The sequence below is a fragment of the Sphingobacterium sp. GW821-FHT03E03 genome, assembly GCF_059420745.1.
In genome coordinates, this window is sequence record NZ_JBWKUH010000001.1 from 1 (window position 1) to 16931 (window position 16931).

The window sequence follows — 16931 nt, forward strand, 5'->3', positions numbered from 1 at the left end:
CGTTAATCGTTAGCTACATTCGTGAAAGCAAATATTATTTATTATTACACTTCATATTTTTCAATATGCAATATAAAATCTGTAGAACACAATAAAACAAGACCAAACGCCTTAAAAACTAGACCAAAATAACATTCTTCATCTTTGCATAACTAACTGGTAAATTATCAGCTGTTATACTTACCTTTTTTCTACTAGACTTTCCATCTCCATTTTCCATCGTAATATCCAGCCTCTAATCGAAGTGATAATGGATATAAACTGGCATTGATATAAAACAAAAAAGGCTAGGAAATTAATACCTAGCCTTTACAAAATTACATTCATCTTTCCTTCTTGAGGTAAGCGAAAAATGATCATCAGGAGGAGAATGCTGTTAAAAATTTTGCTATTATACAACAATATTAAGAGAACTATTCCAATCAACCAAAGATTGGCAACAGTTTCTGATTTACTCATCCAAGATATAAATCTCTTCCTCACTTAAAGTGAGAAATAGCTCCTTTAACCTATTGGAAAGGATATTAAAAAATTTTCAAAGAACCTCTGGACTATTCAGTAGTTCCTTAAATAGTAAGCTATTTGCCTTGATTCTGCTGGCACTGAGCTGCATTGGCACAAAGGGTCTTAAGAACGTGAAAATCAAATGAAAAAACATTTACATATGCCTGATATCAAGTTCAATCCTTTACCTTTTAAATTTCCCGCTGCTAAAGATTTCTAATTCATTATATATGCTTATTACGTCGACGGGCTTTATTTTTCTGATAACCATAGGTTTATGGATGAGCAGACTGCTAAAGAGCAGATTGATGGATGATCCAGTCAATAATATAAATGAGAGTTTTTTACAGGAAACACGTCTAATTAAAAATGAACATTCAGTCAACCTTCCTACAAAATTTCACTATAGTGGAAAATGGAAAGACGGGTGGATTAATGTTGTTAACCCTTATCGCGCATCGATCGTTCTAGGCACTCCCGCAAGTGGCAAGAGCTGGGCAGTTATCAATAATTTCATAAAGCAACAGATAGAGCTTTGATTTACCGTATATCTATATGATTTCAAATTTGATGACCTATCTACCATTGCTTATAATCATCTACTATTACATACATAAAAAAGACTTAATTAGACCGTACAAATTACAAGCGATAACGAAGAGCTATCTGACGCCATATGTCTTGTGCTAAATCCTGATCCTCTCCATGTTCAAAGTGCCACTTCCCATTCTTCTTAAGAAGCTTTTGAACCAATCCGTCTAATAAGACCGAGAATTCTTCTTGTTCCTTTGTTAAATCTTTTTTTAATAATACAATTTGGAAATCACGGGCCTTAAATGTAATCCTAAAAGTCTGCTTACTAAAATGTCCTTCATATTGTCCTATTGTATCTAGCATACCAAAATATTTACTTCCGAAATTCTTTATAAGAATATAAATTTTATCTCAAATTAGAAATTCTTTGTGAATATTCCTAGTTTAAAAATATACCGGCCTCAAGGTTATTTGATGAGATCCAAAGTGAAACTTTTATCCTTCATGTAAGACAATACAGGAAAACCAGTACCTCCAAGAACAACATCTGTGATTTTCATTCATACACTTAATATCTATGGTGAAAATTTTAAATAATGCAGGAAGACGATTTACGGGGACTCGCAAAAATAATGGCATTTATGCGCGCAGTCAGCATCCTACTGGTTCTTATGAATTTCTATTGGTTCTGCTACCCATTTTTCTACCAACAGGAATGGACTTTGAAAGTAATCGACAAGATACTCCAGAATTTCCAAAGAACCTCCGGACTTTTCAGTAATTCTTTTAACAGTAAGTTGTTTGCCCTAATTCTACTGGCACTGAGCTGCTTAGGCACTAAAGGTGTAAAGAATGAAAATATAAAATGGAGAAACATTAATACCTGCCTTTTAGCAGGTTCGTTACTTTACCTTCTGAATTTCCCAATTCTTAAATTTTCTACTGTATTGTATATGCTGACAACATCTGCAGGATTTATTCTACTGATGGTTGCAGGTTTGTGGATGAGCAGGCTTTTGAAAAACAGACTGATGGATGATCCATTCAATAATGAAAATGAAAGTTTTATGCAGGAAACTCGTCTGATTGAAAATGAGTATTCTGTAAACCTGCCAACCAAGTTCTACTTTAAAGGTAAATGGAATGATGGATATATTTCTGTGGTCAACGTTTTTAGGGCCTCAATCGTGCTTGGCACGCCCGGAAGTGGGAAAAGCTATGCAATTGTAAATAACTACATAAAACAGCATATTGAGAAAGGATTCTCCATGTACATCTATGATTTCAAATTTGATGATCTCTCAATAATTGCTTATAACCATCTACTCAAACACAGTGACAAATATCAAGTAAAACCAAAATTCTATGTGATCAATTTCGACGATCCCCGCAAAAGTCATCGTTGTAACCCATTAAGTCCAAAATTTATGACAGATATATCGGATGCCTATGAGGCGTCATATACTATTATGCTCAATCTAAATAAAACATGGATTCAAAAGCAAGGTGACTTCTTTGTCGAATCTCCGATCATCTTACTAGCTGCAATAATATGGTTCCTTAAAATATATGAAAATGGTAAATTCTGTACATTCCCGCATGCTATAGAACTTTTGAATAAAAAATATGCAGATATATTCACAATTCTTACAAGCTATTCACAACTGGAAAATTATCTAAGTCCCTTCCTGGATGCATGGGAGGGTGGTGCACAAGACCAGCTCCAAGGTCAGATCGCTTCAGCAAAAATTCCTTTATCACGTATGATTTCCCCTCAGCTTTATTGGGTAATGACAGGTGATGATTTCTCATTGGATATAAATAATCCAGCCGAACCCAAAATCCTTTGTGTAGGTAATAATCCTGATCGTCAGAACATATACTCTGCGGCATTAGGATTATATAATTCAAGGATAGTGAAGATGATCAATAAAAAAGGAAAATTAAAAAGCTCAGTAATTATAGACGAACTTCCTACAATTTATTTCCGTGGTCTGGACAATCTCATTGCAACAGCGAGAAGCAATAACGTAGCAGTATGTCTCGGATTTCAGGATTTTTCTCAGCTGATCAGGGATTACGGGGACAAGGAGGCCAAAGTAATACAGAATACGGTAGGTAATATTTTTTCAGGTCAGGTCGTTGGCGAAACTGCCAAAGCACTATCAGAACGGTTCGGAAAAATAGTACAAACAAGGCAGTCTATCAGTATCAATAGAAATGACACCAGCTCTTCAATATCAACGCAGCTTGACAGCTTAATTCCTGCATCTAAAATTTCAACGCTTTCTCAAGGCATGTTTGTCGGAGCAGTAGCCGATAATTTCGGTGAGAAAATAGAACAAAAAATATTTCATGCGCAGATTGTAGTCGATACCGAAAAAGTGGCTGAAGAAACCAAAAATTATAAACCTATTCCACAGATCCGTTCTTTTATTTCAGAAGGTAAAGATAACATGGACGAAATAATTGACCAGAATTACCGACAGATAAAACTTGATGTCTCAATTATAATCGCGAACGAACTAGCGAGAATTGCAGAAGATCCTGAATTAGCCCACTTAATTCGTTAGGATTGATTTCAAAATATATTGAGAAGTAAAAAAGAAGAACCCAACTAAAATCCGAGAGAAGATACATATCACATTTCTAGTGTTAATAAAATTGAATTAAATATGAAAGCACCAATAATTAATCAGCCAGACACCCACACCTTATATCACGGTACCAATACTGATTTTAATCAATTTTCCTTCGAATATTTAGGACAGAATACCCAATGGGAAAATTGTTACCGAGGCATACATTTTACAAAAGAAATCGGTATAGCTCAACTCTTCGGTGATAAAGTTTTAGAATGTCAAGCTGTCTTAAAAAAAGCGCTGAATTTAGACGATGTATTTGGTTCTGCCGATCAAGCTCCTGATATTGTGAATATCATATTTGAAGAAAATATCTCAGATCCTGATGAAGCTTTGGAGTTTATCGATGAAAGTATTGGATTAGGAGAATATGCGGAATTTATGGACGCCTTTAACTCACAAGATAACCTCAGTATGTTTAAAGAACGTGGTTATGATCATATCATATCAAGGTTCTCCAGGGATAAAATTGAATATTGTGTTTTTGACCCTGCTAATATTACCATTTCCACCAAAAATATTATTTCTCTTTTTTCTCAGAGCGATTATCTTTCTGTGCTACCTCCAAATTCCCGACAGATCCAAAATATAATCAAAGCCTTACATTCACAAGATCAGAGGGAAATAAATCTACTTTACAAACAATTACAAAAAAATATCAATAGTATCCCCGACAAAATCGATGGCTACGAAATAGATAATCTCAAAAAACTTCATATTCTTGCCGCAAAAGATCATAAATCGGAATGTCTCTCCTATTCTATCAATAAAGGGAAATTATATAGAGAGCTACCAGATATTTTAGATGGAAAATCTCCAGTACTAAAATTGTCTGCAGATAAAGTCAAAAACCAAGGTATGAGAATCTCACGTTAAGCATAATTGCCCATTGTGAGATCTCACCGAACTATAATCAAACCATTACTGAAAGCTCAAAATTATAACTTAAGCCCAGTTTTTAAATTTTCATTGGAAGCCCTTGTTTTAATTTGATCATCTGATTCCTCAACATCCTTATCATTGTTGTTTTCAAGAGAAGTCTGAATACGTCGCTCCACACTTGCAAGCTCCGTTTTCAGTGATGCAAGCTGTTTTTCCTTATTCCAGCTACCATTCACAATATCATTAAGTACAATCTGGTCGTCTTTTAGTGCCTTAAGCTTTTTGTCCTCCTCCGCGATAAGTCCCGGAAGTTTCTGTAAGGCACTGATAAAATTTAAACTTGCACGCTCTGGGTCATTTGCCATGATACCATTATTATGAGTGTACTTGATATTCCCCTCACCGCAAACAAAAAATCTGTTATCTCTTTCAACAGGACCGGAACTGTCTTTTTGCGTCATTTCTGTTTTTACTAGTAATCTAAAGCCATATAGAGATCCTATTTCCTCATAATCTCCACCTGTTCTGGAAGCAAGTGCAAGCTTACACAGCTTTGCACCTATTTCCTTGACACCCGCATCTTTGGAAATACCCTCCAGAAGTATCGGATTTAAAATATCTCCGTCTTTAGACTTTTGTACGCGCTGTTGAAAATTATTCCAGTCTACGCTTAGCCTTTGCAGTCGTGAAGTTCTCGTTTCCAGTTCTTCTACCAAACTTTCAAGTTTCGAGGAAGAACTCCATTTTGACCTTAAAAAAGCATGTTTCTCGCTTTCCAAAGCAGATATTTTCTTTTCAATTTTCGCTTTTTCCAGTAGATCAGTATTTCCGGAAAGTAAAGCAACGTATTCGGAAAAATTCATACCTGAAACTTCATCCATGCCGCCCTCATCTAGGGTTCTCAATGTTACCGTATTACTTTTCAATTGCCCGATAAAGCGTTGTTTGTTCGCTAAAGTATTAAACTTATAAGCATCAAGGGATTTTTCAACAGCATATATAAAAACATCGACCTTATTGCCTGCAAAAAATTTAGCAATATCATTCCCCTTTCGTACAGCACGACCATCCCGTTGTTCCACATCCGACGGCCTCCACGGAATATCAAGATGATGTACTGCTACAGCTCGCTTTTGGGCATTTACTCCCGTTCCGAGCATCTCTGTTGATCCAAAAAGAACTCTGATCCTGCCCTCATTCGTCGCTCTTATTAGCTCCTTACGCTGATCCTCGGTCTTTGCTTGCTGAATAAAACGAATCTCTTCCGCAGGTATACCATAATCCAGCACAAGCTTCTTCTTAATCTCACTATATACATTCCATTCGTCTGACTTATAGGTGCCAAGGTCTGAGAAAACAAACTGCGTCCCTTTCTGTGCTTTATATTTCATATAATATTTTGAAATATTTGCCGCACAGACAGAAGCTTTATTTCCGGGATCATCGCCATATCGAGGAGAAATAAGACGCATATCCAGCGACATCTTCCGTGCGTAATCAGTTGCAATAAGCATCTTGGCTTTCTGCTCTGTAAGTGACAGAGGTTGCCTTCCCAATAGTTCAGCATTACCGGTTTTTGCAAATTCCATCAATTTTTTGATGAAGATCTCCTGATCGGGTGTTGGAGGAATATGATATAGAATCTCATTTTTTTCCGGTCTGTCAATTCCAATGTCAGCGGCCGTACGATAATCAGTAATTTCTGTATAGAACTGGGACAGTTCAGGGACTTTGATAAAATGCCTGAACCGCTCTTTTTGAACAATATTGTTCGCAACGGAGAATTCATAGTCTATGGATTTACGCGCATAGATCGCTGCCCATGCGTCAAAACAGTTTATCCCTTGTCTTTCCAGTGCTTTGGGTCTTAAAAACTTAAAAAGACAATATAACTCGGTAAGTGAATTTGAAATTGTCGTCCCTGAAAGGAATGTGGCCCCTAGATCTTTTCCGGTTCTTTCCTGAATAGTTCTAATCGCAAAAAGCAGATTGAGCGCCTTTTGGCTGCCCTGTACATTCCCCAGTCCAGCTACACGCTCATGCCTTGTATTGAACATGAGATTCTTGAATTTATGACTTTCATCGACAAAAAGGTGATCGATTCCCATCATTTTAAAATCCACGATGTCATCTTTACGATTTTCAATATCGTGTTCAAGTGTCTTCAACTTTACGTTCAGGTTCTTCTTTCTAATTTCTACACCTTTCAACATAGCACCGGAGATATCTTTTCCCTGACTGCGCAAAGCTTCGAGATTCTGTTCCACAGAATGCAGCTCTGCCTGCAAAATCTCTTTCTGTAATTCAGGCGATTGCGGTATCATCCCAAACTGGTCGTGGGTGAGAATGATACAGTCCCAATCATTGTTTTTAATGTCTCCAAAAATCTTTAGCCTCTTCTGCGGAGTAAAATCTTTTTTTCCGGGGTATAAAATTTTTGCAAATGGATAGGCCTTTTGATAAGTTTCGGCTATTTCATGTACATTGGCTTTCAGTGCAATGATCATGGGCTTGTGAACTAGCCCTAGCCTTTTCATTTCTTGTGCACCACCGACCATGATGAGTGTCTTTCCTCCTCCCACCTCATGATCGCAGATACCTCCATTATTGCTTTTGAGCATGTAGATCGCATCTTTTTGGCTGTCATACAAGTCTTCGATATTTAGAGCCCTACGGTCAAGTCCGGGAAAAGTCTGATGGCGACCATCATAATGCGGTCTGACATGGCAGTTAAAAAGATCATTATATCGTTCCGTGAGCTCACTTTTAAACTCATCACTCTGCTGATATAGCCAGTCAGTAAATTCGTTTCGTATTTCGTCAATTTTTCCGTTGGCCATTTGGATTGCATCCATGTCTTTGACCTTGACAGCAGTTCCATCTGCCAAGTATTCGGTTTTGGTGATATCCGGAGTTGTGTTGACGAGCGCATGACGGAGCAGGTTCAGACCATCAAATATTCTGCTTTCCGATTTTATCGCATATTTGTCAGTAATTTTTATATTGCTCGCCTTCGCATTCACCGAAAAATCGTCACTGCTTTCCGAATAGTAAATCTTGATATCTGTATCAAACAGGTGACTTGCAAAGACATTATAAATATCACATCCGATCCAGCGCTCACCGAGATTAAAATCCAGCTCATCAAATTTTATAGGCTCGGGTCTGGCTTTTTCAAGGGCTGCGAGACTTTTTAGGGCTTCTGTATCTTCGGGATGCGCGGCGATGTGTTCGTTCAACAGCCTCGCCTTGAAAACTACATCGCCTGCCAGAAATTTCTGGGAAACCTCTATGTCGCCCGACAGTGGATTATAGTAGATCTGCCCCTGTAAGTTTTGACGTAACTCACTTTCTGTGGTACCACTGATCTCCTCCATAAATGCCAGGTCAACATTTCCGTACAGATTAAGCGATGCAGATAGTGCTTCAGAAGCATTGCTTACAGTAACTTCTCTAGTTGAAAAGCTGACCGGATGATCAAAAATATCGGACTTACGGACTACACCTCCGACCACTCGCTCCAAAGCAGGAACTTCATTACCCGATGCGTCCAGCTTGATATATTTAATGTTCTCAGCACTGTTTAAAGTTCCAAAGCGGTCAACAAAATTATCATAAGTCTCATTCAGCACTTTTCTGCTTTCTATATCCTCCCGTCTGTTGCTTGCTTCAAAATCATAAAGCAGAAGATAGCTGTCCCGTAGCTTTATATAGCTTTCGATCCGTTGATGGTCTTTTAACGATAAATCAATAGACTGAAAAATAAAACTTCCGTCCCCGCGGTTCAATTTGAGTTTTCCTGCCCTTCCATTTAAAACGACCAAGGTATTATCGCGATAAAATGCCTTAATCTCTTCCGTAAATCTTTCAGGTTCCTTTTTGGAGACATCATTATCCGGAACTTCGGAAAATAAGGATCTAGGTTCAGCATTCTTCTTTGCAGTATTAAAGGAATGCTTACGGGAACTACTTTTCCCATTTTTGCTAATTTCACCATTCAGGTTATCCTTTTGATGCACCGCTCCGACTTCTCCAAAATCAAAAAAGGAAAGTTGCTTAAACTGTGCGACCTCATTTTTTGTTGTGTTTTTTAGCCTTCGCTTTGTCTTTTTAATTGACAGCTCATCAATCACCTGATCTGAAAATAGACTGAGTTGCGTAGCTTTTTCATGATCGATCGTATCAACGATATTTTTTTCTGAAATATTGATAATAGGTTTTGATGAAACCTTAGTGTCAATCGCTCTTACTTTATGTACATTAAACAATTCAAGGTCGAAATACTGCTGAAAGTCCTCAGAAAGCTTTCGGTGAAGATCTTCTGCAATTCTTTCAGTCCCACCATCATGCAGGTGAATTGTTGTAGGCTTCCCAAATTGATCAGTATCCTGAAAGGAACGTGTTGCAATAATATTGTTCGGTTTATATAATAATAAGTTGCAGTTCCCAGTAGTTCCCATAAAATCTCGCGCACGTATTGATAATGAACCAGACCGACTATTCTTTTGTAAAACAATCAGGTCGGTTCCGACAGATGTTCCGCTTTCTTCGAAAAGATTATTGGGTAAACGTAGTGCGGAAACCAGTCGGTGCTCCTGCATTAGTGCCTCACGTATCGGAAAGTTGGACTGACTGTTTAGAACTCCCTGCGATGTTATAAATGCAAGCAAGCCACCTTCCCTTAACTTATCAGCAGCCTTTAAAAAGAAATAATTGTGTACGCTCTGCGCTGCAAATTTTCGGGTTTCGTCTTTTCCTCTCGAATAAGTTAGATCAAAAATAGAAGTTGTTCCAAAAGGTATGTTTCCAATAATTAAGTCGTATCCCGTATCTTCTTCGTTTATATTTTCAAAGCTATCGATGCGGATATCCGCACTGTGACCATACAGTGCATTCAGGATTTTCCCTGTAAGAAGATCCTGTTCATAAGCACATATACTGATGTCGTCGATGTCTGTAAATGGTGCGAGAAACGCTCCCACCCCCGCCGAAGGTTCAAGCATCCTTCCAATAGAAATTCCAGTATCTCTGATTGCTGTTGCAATACTTCCCGTAATTTCGTTTGGTGTGTAAAACGCATCAAGGATAGAACCCTTTATTTTGGATACATACTCGCGGTAGCTGTTTTCACTTTCAGAATTGTCCCTGATAAGTGCGAACAATTCCTGTGTCAGCGGAAAATATGGCATATCGGAAGCCTTCCAATGATTGATATCGTCAAGCTCCCCTACTGGATTCAATATAAACTTTAACCCACCAAATCCAGCATACTTCTGCAGTATGGACATTTCATCTTCTGTTGCGGGTCGCCCTTCTTTTTCAAGGGAGAAAACAGTCCGGATCGCATCAATATTCTGGCGGATGATGCGCTTCTTATCGAATGCCATTACCTTCGATCCAGATTGCGATGAAGCCTGTTAACTCCGTATACAGCAAATCGTAATCAGTTGTATAGGCGAAATCATCCGTCAGCTCATAATGACCAAATATCTCCTCACATTGTGGAAGGATCTTCAGTGCAAAATCACGATAATCGAGCTCATCGAAAACATCCGAAAATTCATAGGTCAATACCTCAAACAGTGTATCAAATCGAGAAAAATGCAATCCTTCGTAAAGAATGTAATCAGCAATCTCATTGCATTTATTAACATGGTTCCCTGAACGGAAAGCTCCCTCATAGGCATTTGCGGCCCACCTTGCACGCCGGCTGATAAATTTATTATCTCCTGATCTCTCGGGAAAACTGGAATCGATGTGATCCTGCAACTTTAGCTGGTAGTAGGAAAAGTCCTGGCTATGATTTTTCATATCGCTATATTTTTTTTAAAACTTTATAGCGGTAAACCTAATCAGCTAAGGGAGTAATCTTTGTTTTGATTCCTAAGCTTTCCTATTCTTGCCAAAATATTCCCATTACACAAAAAAGTCCGGAACCATTGCAGGTCCCGGACTTCACCAACCAAAATCACATCATGAACTATTTGTATTTTCCTTTCTTTTTTTGTTCAAACTCAAAGGATATTGAACCCAACCCGTCCAACAGGATATAGGCACTAAAGGATTTCCTATTTCTGCCCATCATCTTTTTTATCAATGGGGTTCTGCCTTTTACAAGAAGGGCATCAATTTCCTGATAACTCAGCTGTACACCACAGATATTGCGAAATAATACCCAATCACAGGCTTCATCTGTGCATTTAACAACTTTTTCACGCAGGATCACTTTGCCCTTACATTTAGGACAGCATAGATCCGTATTATCCCCGGAAGCTCTTTTTACGCTCAGTAATTCATTGGTTATTTGATGTACCGCGAGCTCAACCTCCGCATGAAAAAGTTCCGCATCAATCTCTCCATTTTCAATTTTTTCGAATGCAATCTCCCACTGCGCCGTCATCGCAGCATCAGCAATTTTCTTGTCCCCAACTATTTCATAAACAAGCATGCCTTTATCGGTTGGAACAATACTCTTTTTCTCCCGAAGGATATATCCTCTGTCAAAAAGGGTTTCGATAATGGCGGCCCGTGTGGCAGGTGTTCCGATCCCGATGTTTTTCAGGATTTTTCGCTCTTCGTCATTTTCAACCGTGCTACCCACATTTTCCATCGTGGCAAGAAGATCAGCTTCAGTATAGAGCATAGGTGGCTTTGTTTTCTTTGCAAGGACTTTTAGGGCATCAATGTTCAGCTGCATTCCGGCTTGGAGATCGGGAAATTCGGTGACAAGATCCTCACTCTCCTGCTCAAAATTTCCATTGATCATTTTCCAGCCTGCAGAAATGATCCTAATTGCCTTCAATTTAAAATCATAATGCAAAACAGAGATTTTTACATCCGTTATTTCCCTGTGGCACGGCGGTGAAACAGATTCAAGAAGACGTTTTGCAATCATATCATATAAAGCATCTTCGCTTGGTTCCAGTCTGGTAGGGATATTTTCAGTAATAAGGATGCCGTGGTGGTCAGTAACTTTCACATCATTTACAATGTGCTTATTATAACGTTCCCACTTAATATTATTAACACACTCCTTACATGAAGCGCGGGAAGCTAAAGCGAGAATCAGCGAAGGTACTTCCGGCCAGATGTCCTCTGGTATATATTTTGACCCCGTTCTGGGGTATGTAATAAATTTCTTCTCGTAAAGTTTCTGCGCAATCTCAAGTGTCCGCTCGGCAGAATAACCCAACTTTTTATTCGCTTCTTTCTGTAGTCCGGTAAGGTCAAAAAGTAGAGGAGCCTGGATAGTACCCGTTTTTTTATCTACTTGTTTTACCTCAGCGTTACCGCATCGCTCAAGATTTCGCATGATAGATTCGGTTTTATCTTTATCCTCCCACTTATTTTCGGATTGACTTCTGAAACTTATACCCTCCTTGATTAAAGTCAGTTCCAGCTGAAAATAATTTTTGATCTCAAATGCTTTATGTGCAAGATAACGCTTACAGATCATAGCAAGAGTTGGCGTCTGCACCCTTCCCAAGGAAAATAGACCATCACCCATCGCGACTGTCAGCGCCTGAGTTGCGTTGATCCCAACCAGCCAGTCAGATTCCGATCTTTCCCTGCCCGCCTCAAAAAGACCATTAAATTCACTTCCCTCCTTTAGATTTTGAAATCCCTGAATAATTGCCTTTTCTGTCAGGCTGTTGATCCATAATCGCTCAAAGGGTTTAGTACAACCAAGATATTGATAGATAAACCTAAATATCACTTCACCTTCCCGCCCTGCATCTGTTGCAACAATGATACTGTCGCACTTTTCAAATATTGAGCCTATTATTTCAAGCTGCCTTTTCGAACCTTCATCGTAGATATAGCCATGACCCGATTTCACCCTTCTTCCGATAAGTTTGAACTCCCGAGGGATAATGGGAAGGGATTCTTTATTGAATCCCTTCATCCCATAATCCTCTGGCATCGCTAGCCCGACCAGATGTCCGTATGCCCACGTTACTAGAAATCCTGATCCCTCACAATATCCTTCCCTCTTTTCACTCGCCCCTACAATTCGTGCAAGTTCATAGGCTACAGAGGGCTTTTCCGCAATAATCGCTTTCATAAGATCTGGTTTTAATGCAGTTTATTTCTTCGCGAATTCTGCTTATTAGTAGCAGTATTTTCAGCAATATCTTGCTTGTTTGATTGGCTTTGCCCTTCTTTCAGCGTTTCAGACTGCTTTTGAGTTTTGTCCCGATTAGGGTTCTCAAAATCGAATTCCAATTTTCCGGTTTCCTTGTTTTGCCAGACATATCCATCGTAAATCCTAGTAGCTTCCTTATTGACAATACCTTTCATAAAAATGACTTCACCATCCTCCAGTAGTTTTTTGTCCTTCTCATCAATTACCTTACCTCTAAATTCATCTGGGATGTCATTTGCCTGTGCATGCTGTTGCCCCTCACTCTGTCCCACAAAGACAAGCTTTTTTGCATCTGCGTTATATTGCAGTTCCTGGTTAAAAACTTCCCCTGTTTTTGTATTGACCATACCTTCAATAAGAACTGGCTTTCCTTCCAGTAGTTCAGCTTTTTGTTCGGAGTTTAACTTAACGCCCCCAAACTTTTCGCTGATCTTAATGAGCTCCACAGGGAAAGACACTATCTCATTGGTTAATTTATCAATGCTGATCAGTGATTTTACCTTGGAACCGTCGGAGTAGTTTGTGAGTTCGGCAACCCGGCCCATGTTTCCAGTCTTTTTCAAATTGTCTCTATCTTCGGGCGTAAAGACATGTCCGTAAAACTGGCCTTTTAGATCCGGTGCAACACGGACCCCGTGCACCAGGACCTCTACCTGATCACTATCTTTTACTTTTCTTAGTGATAACCTTGCATCCCCTTTCATGACTACACCATCAAAATTTCCTTGAATGCTGTAAATCCCATCCGTTTTGTAACCTTTTAGCAATTTGTCCAGCTGCCCGTTCTTTTCCAGAAGCGCACGGTTCAGATTAAGTTTTTCAACTGATGTCCAGTCAATCTGATCGACATTGTACTTGTAAACTGGTTTGGTTTCAGTTGCTTGCGCTGCGCTTTCCGCTGTTTGATTTGTTCCCATATTTTTTTGATTTAATTTGTTTTCATACTTGATCTCAAGTGCATCCAGAAGCTTATTGCCCTCGGGTGTAGGATTGTCGATCGCTTTTTGTAATTTTTTGGCAACTTCATTCATATCAATTTCAGGTGCCCTGAAAAACCTGAATGATATGGGGTCATTTAACCTGCGCCAGAAATTGGAGAAAAAGTTGCTTACGGCATCACCTTTGTCGACACGCATAAAATCCAGTAAACTTGACTTTTTCGGATCAGCAGTCTGCAGATTCCCGTCATCATCAACACCTTTTACCGCCTCAATACGATTTTTCTTTTTATCAAGTACTAAAAGAATATCTGATAGTGCTTCCAATTCTTGTGGCTGGTTTTCTTTAGAAATAGTTTGTTTACTCATAATAAAAAGTTTTTACGTGGATCGAATCTATAGTTTGCTAAGTCCATATTTCCTTTGCGATCCACCACTTTCCTACATAGGCGTATACTTGCCCCCATGATAACTGTCACGGATAAACTGGTGAACGTCAGAACTTTTGTAAAAAACTTTACCGCTTATCGTAAAGTATTTGATCTTACCAATGGTACGGTAGCGCTGCAGGCAGCGATAGGTTATCTTTAACATCTGAAGTACATCCTGATTGTCCAGCAATTCTTCACCATCAATACTTAATCTTTTCTTTTCCCTGTTTTCCAGATCTCCAGCAAGGATGTCGAATCGTTTCATGATTCGCTCCATCCAATTCAAAAATTCAATTCTGTCAATATTCATAGCTTTTGCTGTTTGGTTTACAGAGCCAAAATTGACCTAGTTTTTCCAGCTATTTCTAACAGGAGGAGTACCCATATCGTAGTCATATGGAACTTTTTTTCACGCTTTTTAAGGGGGAATAATCAAGATTTAAGCTATTACAAGTCAGTCATTATATATATTATATGACTATATATGGGTAAAAAAAGAAGGGCAATCTGGCAGATTACCCTTCTTTGAAAAAACTGGTGTTATTTTTAATTATAAATCGTTGTCCATGTATTGTTCAAGAGAATGTTTCAGAAAATGTAAATACCGCGCTCTCTGACCAGCCCTAAATTTCATCTGATAGAATGCATGATGAATATCCCCGAGACTTACCTCAAAAATATCTTCAAACATTTGGCTGATCTTTCGTAATCCAGCTCGCCCATTTGAAACACTTCTTGAAATATGAAGTGCATAGATTAGTTCTATGAGCGCATTTTTTGAATCAGTCCAGGAAAATTCAGCATCTTCATCAATATCAAAATGATTATTGTCCGTTGGTTCAAGCCGATTAAATTTTCCTGAAAGATAAGAATGGTACAGATCATAAGCCTTGATCTGGGCCACCTTGTAATCATAGTAGGTCGAAAACTCCCTATCAACTTCAAAGAAGAAACTATCCACCCCATCAAAATAGTTAATATTTCCCAGCCTAAAATAGTATTCATCCTTATCAGACCGACCTGTACGATAATAACTGTAGAAATCCGAAGATGCAACATGCTTTTTGTACTCTTTACTGAGTAATTTTATTTGTTCTGTATAATAAGGTTCGGTTAGCTCTGAATTTATTGGACTATATGCTTCAATTTTTACAACTTTATTGTAAAACATGAGCTGGCCCAGAATTTCAGGTTTAACTCTTTTAAAAAAAATAATTTCATCAAAAATACTATCGAACCCTTTAAGATTAATTTGTGCTTTTAATTCTGTTAAAGTCTTGTCAAGAAATGAGACCATGTGATAAGCTTCATCAATTGCACTTTTCTTGCATCTTGACACATTTATCTCTTCTTTCTCAATAGATAATAAAATGTTTTTATATGCCTGTTTCATATGATTTTTATTTAAAGTGAATTATGCCCCACACTTTAAAATATATCCCCTATTATTGAGATAAAACAAAATTAAATATACGCTATAATTTATTTCTTACTCATTGACTACAAGGGTGTTTTATTATTTGCAGCTACAGAATTGGTATCCGCATTGAAATAGGTAAAATCTGTATTTAATACTATGTTGAATTATTACTGTATGAGAACTGATAGCATTAAATAATAAATGATAATGCTACAAGGAAATTTGCCGATCTTTCAATAAATTGACAGCTTATTCTAACAGACCGCTGCACTGTAAAAAAAAGTAGGTTCATCTTACGATCACATAAACTTTATAGCAAAAGCCTAAAACTTCGACCAAGTATTTAATAGTTGAACGGTGCGCCGTTTTGCTTCATTTTTTCCCATTGACCAAAGGAAACCGTCCCTATAAATGTACTTCTTTTCATAAAGTAATTTTTGTAACATAGTTTACAGAATAACAAATTAAGGGCTATTTGCTTTAAAAGTTTTTGATAAAAGGCAAAAAAAAACATGTTTCTTTGAATTTATTAACGTATATTCCATTTTTCATTACTAACTACACATTTAATCTTTCCAAAATTAAAAATGAGAAATACGGTAAGTACATTGGAAGAAAATTTAGCGAAAGAAACTTTATTGGGATTTCTCCAAGATATTCATTCAATGTCTCCAGAGCTTCGTGCTACCCTATTTTCTAATACATATTTGCTAAAAGTAAATAAGAAACATATTCTACTCGACATAGACGAAATCCAAAAGTCACTTTTTTTCATCGTTAGAGGTGCGGTAAGGTCATACTATCTCGATAGTTTTGGTAAGGATGCAACTTCTTGGCTACTCTTTGAGGGAGATCTTGCAATTTCGGTATATAGCTTTTTTAGCCAAAAGCGATCTTTTGAGGTTTTGGAAGCTTTAGAAGATACAACTGTACTAGTATTAAGCCATGAAAAATTGATGGAACTATATCAATCCTTTCCTGAATTCAATTATATAGGAAGGATTCTAACTGAAACATATTATATAAAAGCAGAGGAAAAAGCGAACGAGTTACGTGTTTTTAGTGCAACAGAACGCTATCAGCATCTTCTCCGAAAATATCCCAATATTATAGCACGCATACCGTTAGGTATGATCTCTTCATACCTTGGGATCACCCAATCAACGTTAAGTAGAATACGTGCTAAAAAGGAAAACTAAACCTATCTTGTGATACAAAACTTACGAAATAATCACTTGATTATGAGCTTTTAGGACAAAATACAACAGGAAATCTCCGTAAATTTTTAACAATCAAAAATTTTATTTTTGTGTAATCGTTGTTTATCGTCCTATCATATATTCATCGAAATCCTACAGATATTTTTTCTTAATGTCCATATATTCATTATGGAAAAATCATTCAAAATAAATTTTGAAATTACCAATAAATGAG

At 37.8% G+C, this 16931-nt stretch carries 12 protein-coding genes; 5 read left to right on the plus strand and 7 right to left on the minus strand.

The window, feature by feature from the left end:
- Positions 1-488 precede the first annotated feature (488 nt).
- Entirely contained in the window at positions 489-650 is a 162-nt protein-coding gene (locus AC07UV_RS00005) for a YWFCY domain-containing protein (protein ID WP_495182219.1), read from the plus strand.
- Positions 651-785: 135 nt separating this feature from the next.
- On the plus strand, positions 786-1043 hold the full coding sequence (locus tag AC07UV_RS00010; protein ID WP_495182220.1) for a hypothetical protein: 258 nt from the start codon (positions 786-788) through the stop codon (positions 1041-1043).
- A 103-nt stretch (positions 1044-1146) separates the two neighbouring features.
- Here AC07UV_RS00010 and AC07UV_RS00015 read toward each other — a convergent pair whose 3' ends face one another.
- A complete protein-coding gene (locus tag AC07UV_RS00015) occupies positions 1147-1401 on the minus strand; it encodes a hypothetical protein (RefSeq protein WP_495182221.1) in 255 nt (84 codons plus the stop codon).
- A 230-nt stretch (positions 1402-1631) separates the two neighbouring features.
- Between AC07UV_RS00015 and mobC the strand changes: the two genes are divergently transcribed.
- On the plus strand, positions 1632-3611 hold the full coding sequence (mobC, locus tag AC07UV_RS00020) for a conjugal transfer protein MobC (RefSeq protein WP_495182727.1): 1980 nt from the start codon (positions 1632-1634) through the stop codon (positions 3609-3611).
- 102 nt (positions 3612-3713) lie between these two features.
- A complete protein-coding gene (locus AC07UV_RS00025) occupies positions 3714-4556 on the plus strand; it encodes an ADP-ribosyltransferase-containing protein (RefSeq protein ID WP_495182222.1) in 843 nt (280 codons plus the stop codon).
- A 62-nt stretch (positions 4557-4618) separates the two neighbouring features.
- On the opposite strand, the gene AC07UV_RS00030 is transcribed toward AC07UV_RS00025, so the two are convergent.
- The 6 genes from AC07UV_RS00030 to AC07UV_RS00055 form a co-directional block, all read right to left on the minus strand.
- Positions 4619-9949: a helicase-like domain-containing protein gene (locus tag AC07UV_RS00030; RefSeq protein WP_495182223.1), complete on the minus strand. Its 5331-nt coding sequence runs from the start codon at positions 9947-9949 to the stop codon at positions 4619-4621.
- Positions 9936-10373, minus strand: a complete 438-nt coding sequence (locus AC07UV_RS00035; RefSeq protein ID WP_495182224.1) for a DUF1896 domain-containing protein — start codon at positions 10371-10373, stop codon at positions 9936-9938. The genes AC07UV_RS00030 and AC07UV_RS00035 overlap by 14 nt, the downstream gene beginning before the upstream one ends.
- Before the next feature lie 169 nt (positions 10374-10542).
- Positions 10543-12627: a type IA DNA topoisomerase gene (locus AC07UV_RS00040; protein WP_495182225.1), complete on the minus strand. Its 2085-nt coding sequence runs from the start codon at positions 12625-12627 to the stop codon at positions 10543-10545.
- 11 nt (positions 12628-12638) lie between these two features.
- A complete protein-coding gene (locus tag AC07UV_RS00045) occupies positions 12639-14015 on the minus strand; it encodes a DUF3945 domain-containing protein (RefSeq protein WP_495182226.1) in 1377 nt (458 codons plus the stop codon).
- Positions 14016-14087: 72 nt separating this feature from the next.
- The gene (locus tag AC07UV_RS00050; RefSeq protein WP_495182227.1) at positions 14088-14387 is read right to left on the minus strand and encodes a helix-turn-helix domain-containing protein; all 300 of its coding nucleotides are present in this window, start codon (positions 14385-14387) and stop codon (positions 14088-14090) included.
- 240 nt (positions 14388-14627) lie between these two features.
- Positions 14628-15470 (minus strand): RteC domain-containing protein, encoded by an 843-nt coding sequence (locus AC07UV_RS00055; protein ID WP_495182228.1) that lies wholly within the window; start codon positions 15468-15470, stop codon positions 14628-14630.
- Between the two features lie 614 nt (positions 15471-16084).
- Between AC07UV_RS00055 and AC07UV_RS00060 the strand changes: the two genes are divergently transcribed.
- A complete protein-coding gene (locus AC07UV_RS00060; RefSeq protein WP_495182229.1) occupies positions 16085-16696 on the plus strand; it encodes a Crp/Fnr family transcriptional regulator in 612 nt (203 codons plus the stop codon).
- Positions 16697-16931 lie beyond the last annotated feature (235 nt).

What these genes read in the sequence shown, in the direction of transcription:
- AC07UV_RS00055 (WP_495182228.1), bottom strand. Translation starts at nt 15,470, where the DNA reads ATGAAACAGGCATATAAAAACATTTTATTATCTATTGAGAAAGAAGAG.
- AC07UV_RS00030 (WP_495182223.1), bottom strand. Translation starts at nt 9,949, where the DNA reads ATGGCATTCGATAAGAAGCGCATCATCCGCCAGAATATTGATGCGATC.
- AC07UV_RS00040 (WP_495182225.1), bottom strand. Translation starts at nt 12,627, where the DNA reads ATGAAAGCGATTATTGCGGAAAAGCCCTCTGTAGCCTATGAACTTGCA.
- AC07UV_RS00045 (WP_495182226.1), bottom strand. Translation starts at nt 14,015, where the DNA reads ATGAGTAAACAAACTATTTCTAAAGAAAACCAGCCACAAGAATTGGAA.
- AC07UV_RS00050 (WP_495182227.1), bottom strand. Translation starts at nt 14,387, where the DNA reads ATGAATATTGACAGAATTGAATTTTTGAATTGGATGGAGCGAATCATG.
- AC07UV_RS00060 (WP_495182229.1), top strand. Translation starts at nt 16,085, where the DNA reads ATGAGAAATACGGTAAGTACATTGGAAGAAAATTTAGCGAAAGAAACT.
- AC07UV_RS00035 (WP_495182224.1), bottom strand. Translation starts at nt 10,373, where the DNA reads ATGAAAAATCATAGCCAGGACTTTTCCTACTACCAGCTAAAGTTGCAG.
- AC07UV_RS00015 (WP_495182221.1), bottom strand. Translation starts at nt 1,401, where the DNA reads ATGCTAGATACAATAGGACAATATGAAGGACATTTTAGTAAGCAGACT.
- AC07UV_RS00010 (WP_495182220.1), top strand. Translation starts at nt 786, where the DNA reads ATGAGCAGACTGCTAAAGAGCAGATTGATGGATGATCCAGTCAATAAT.
- AC07UV_RS00025 (WP_495182222.1), top strand. Translation starts at nt 3,714, where the DNA reads ATGAAAGCACCAATAATTAATCAGCCAGACACCCACACCTTATATCAC.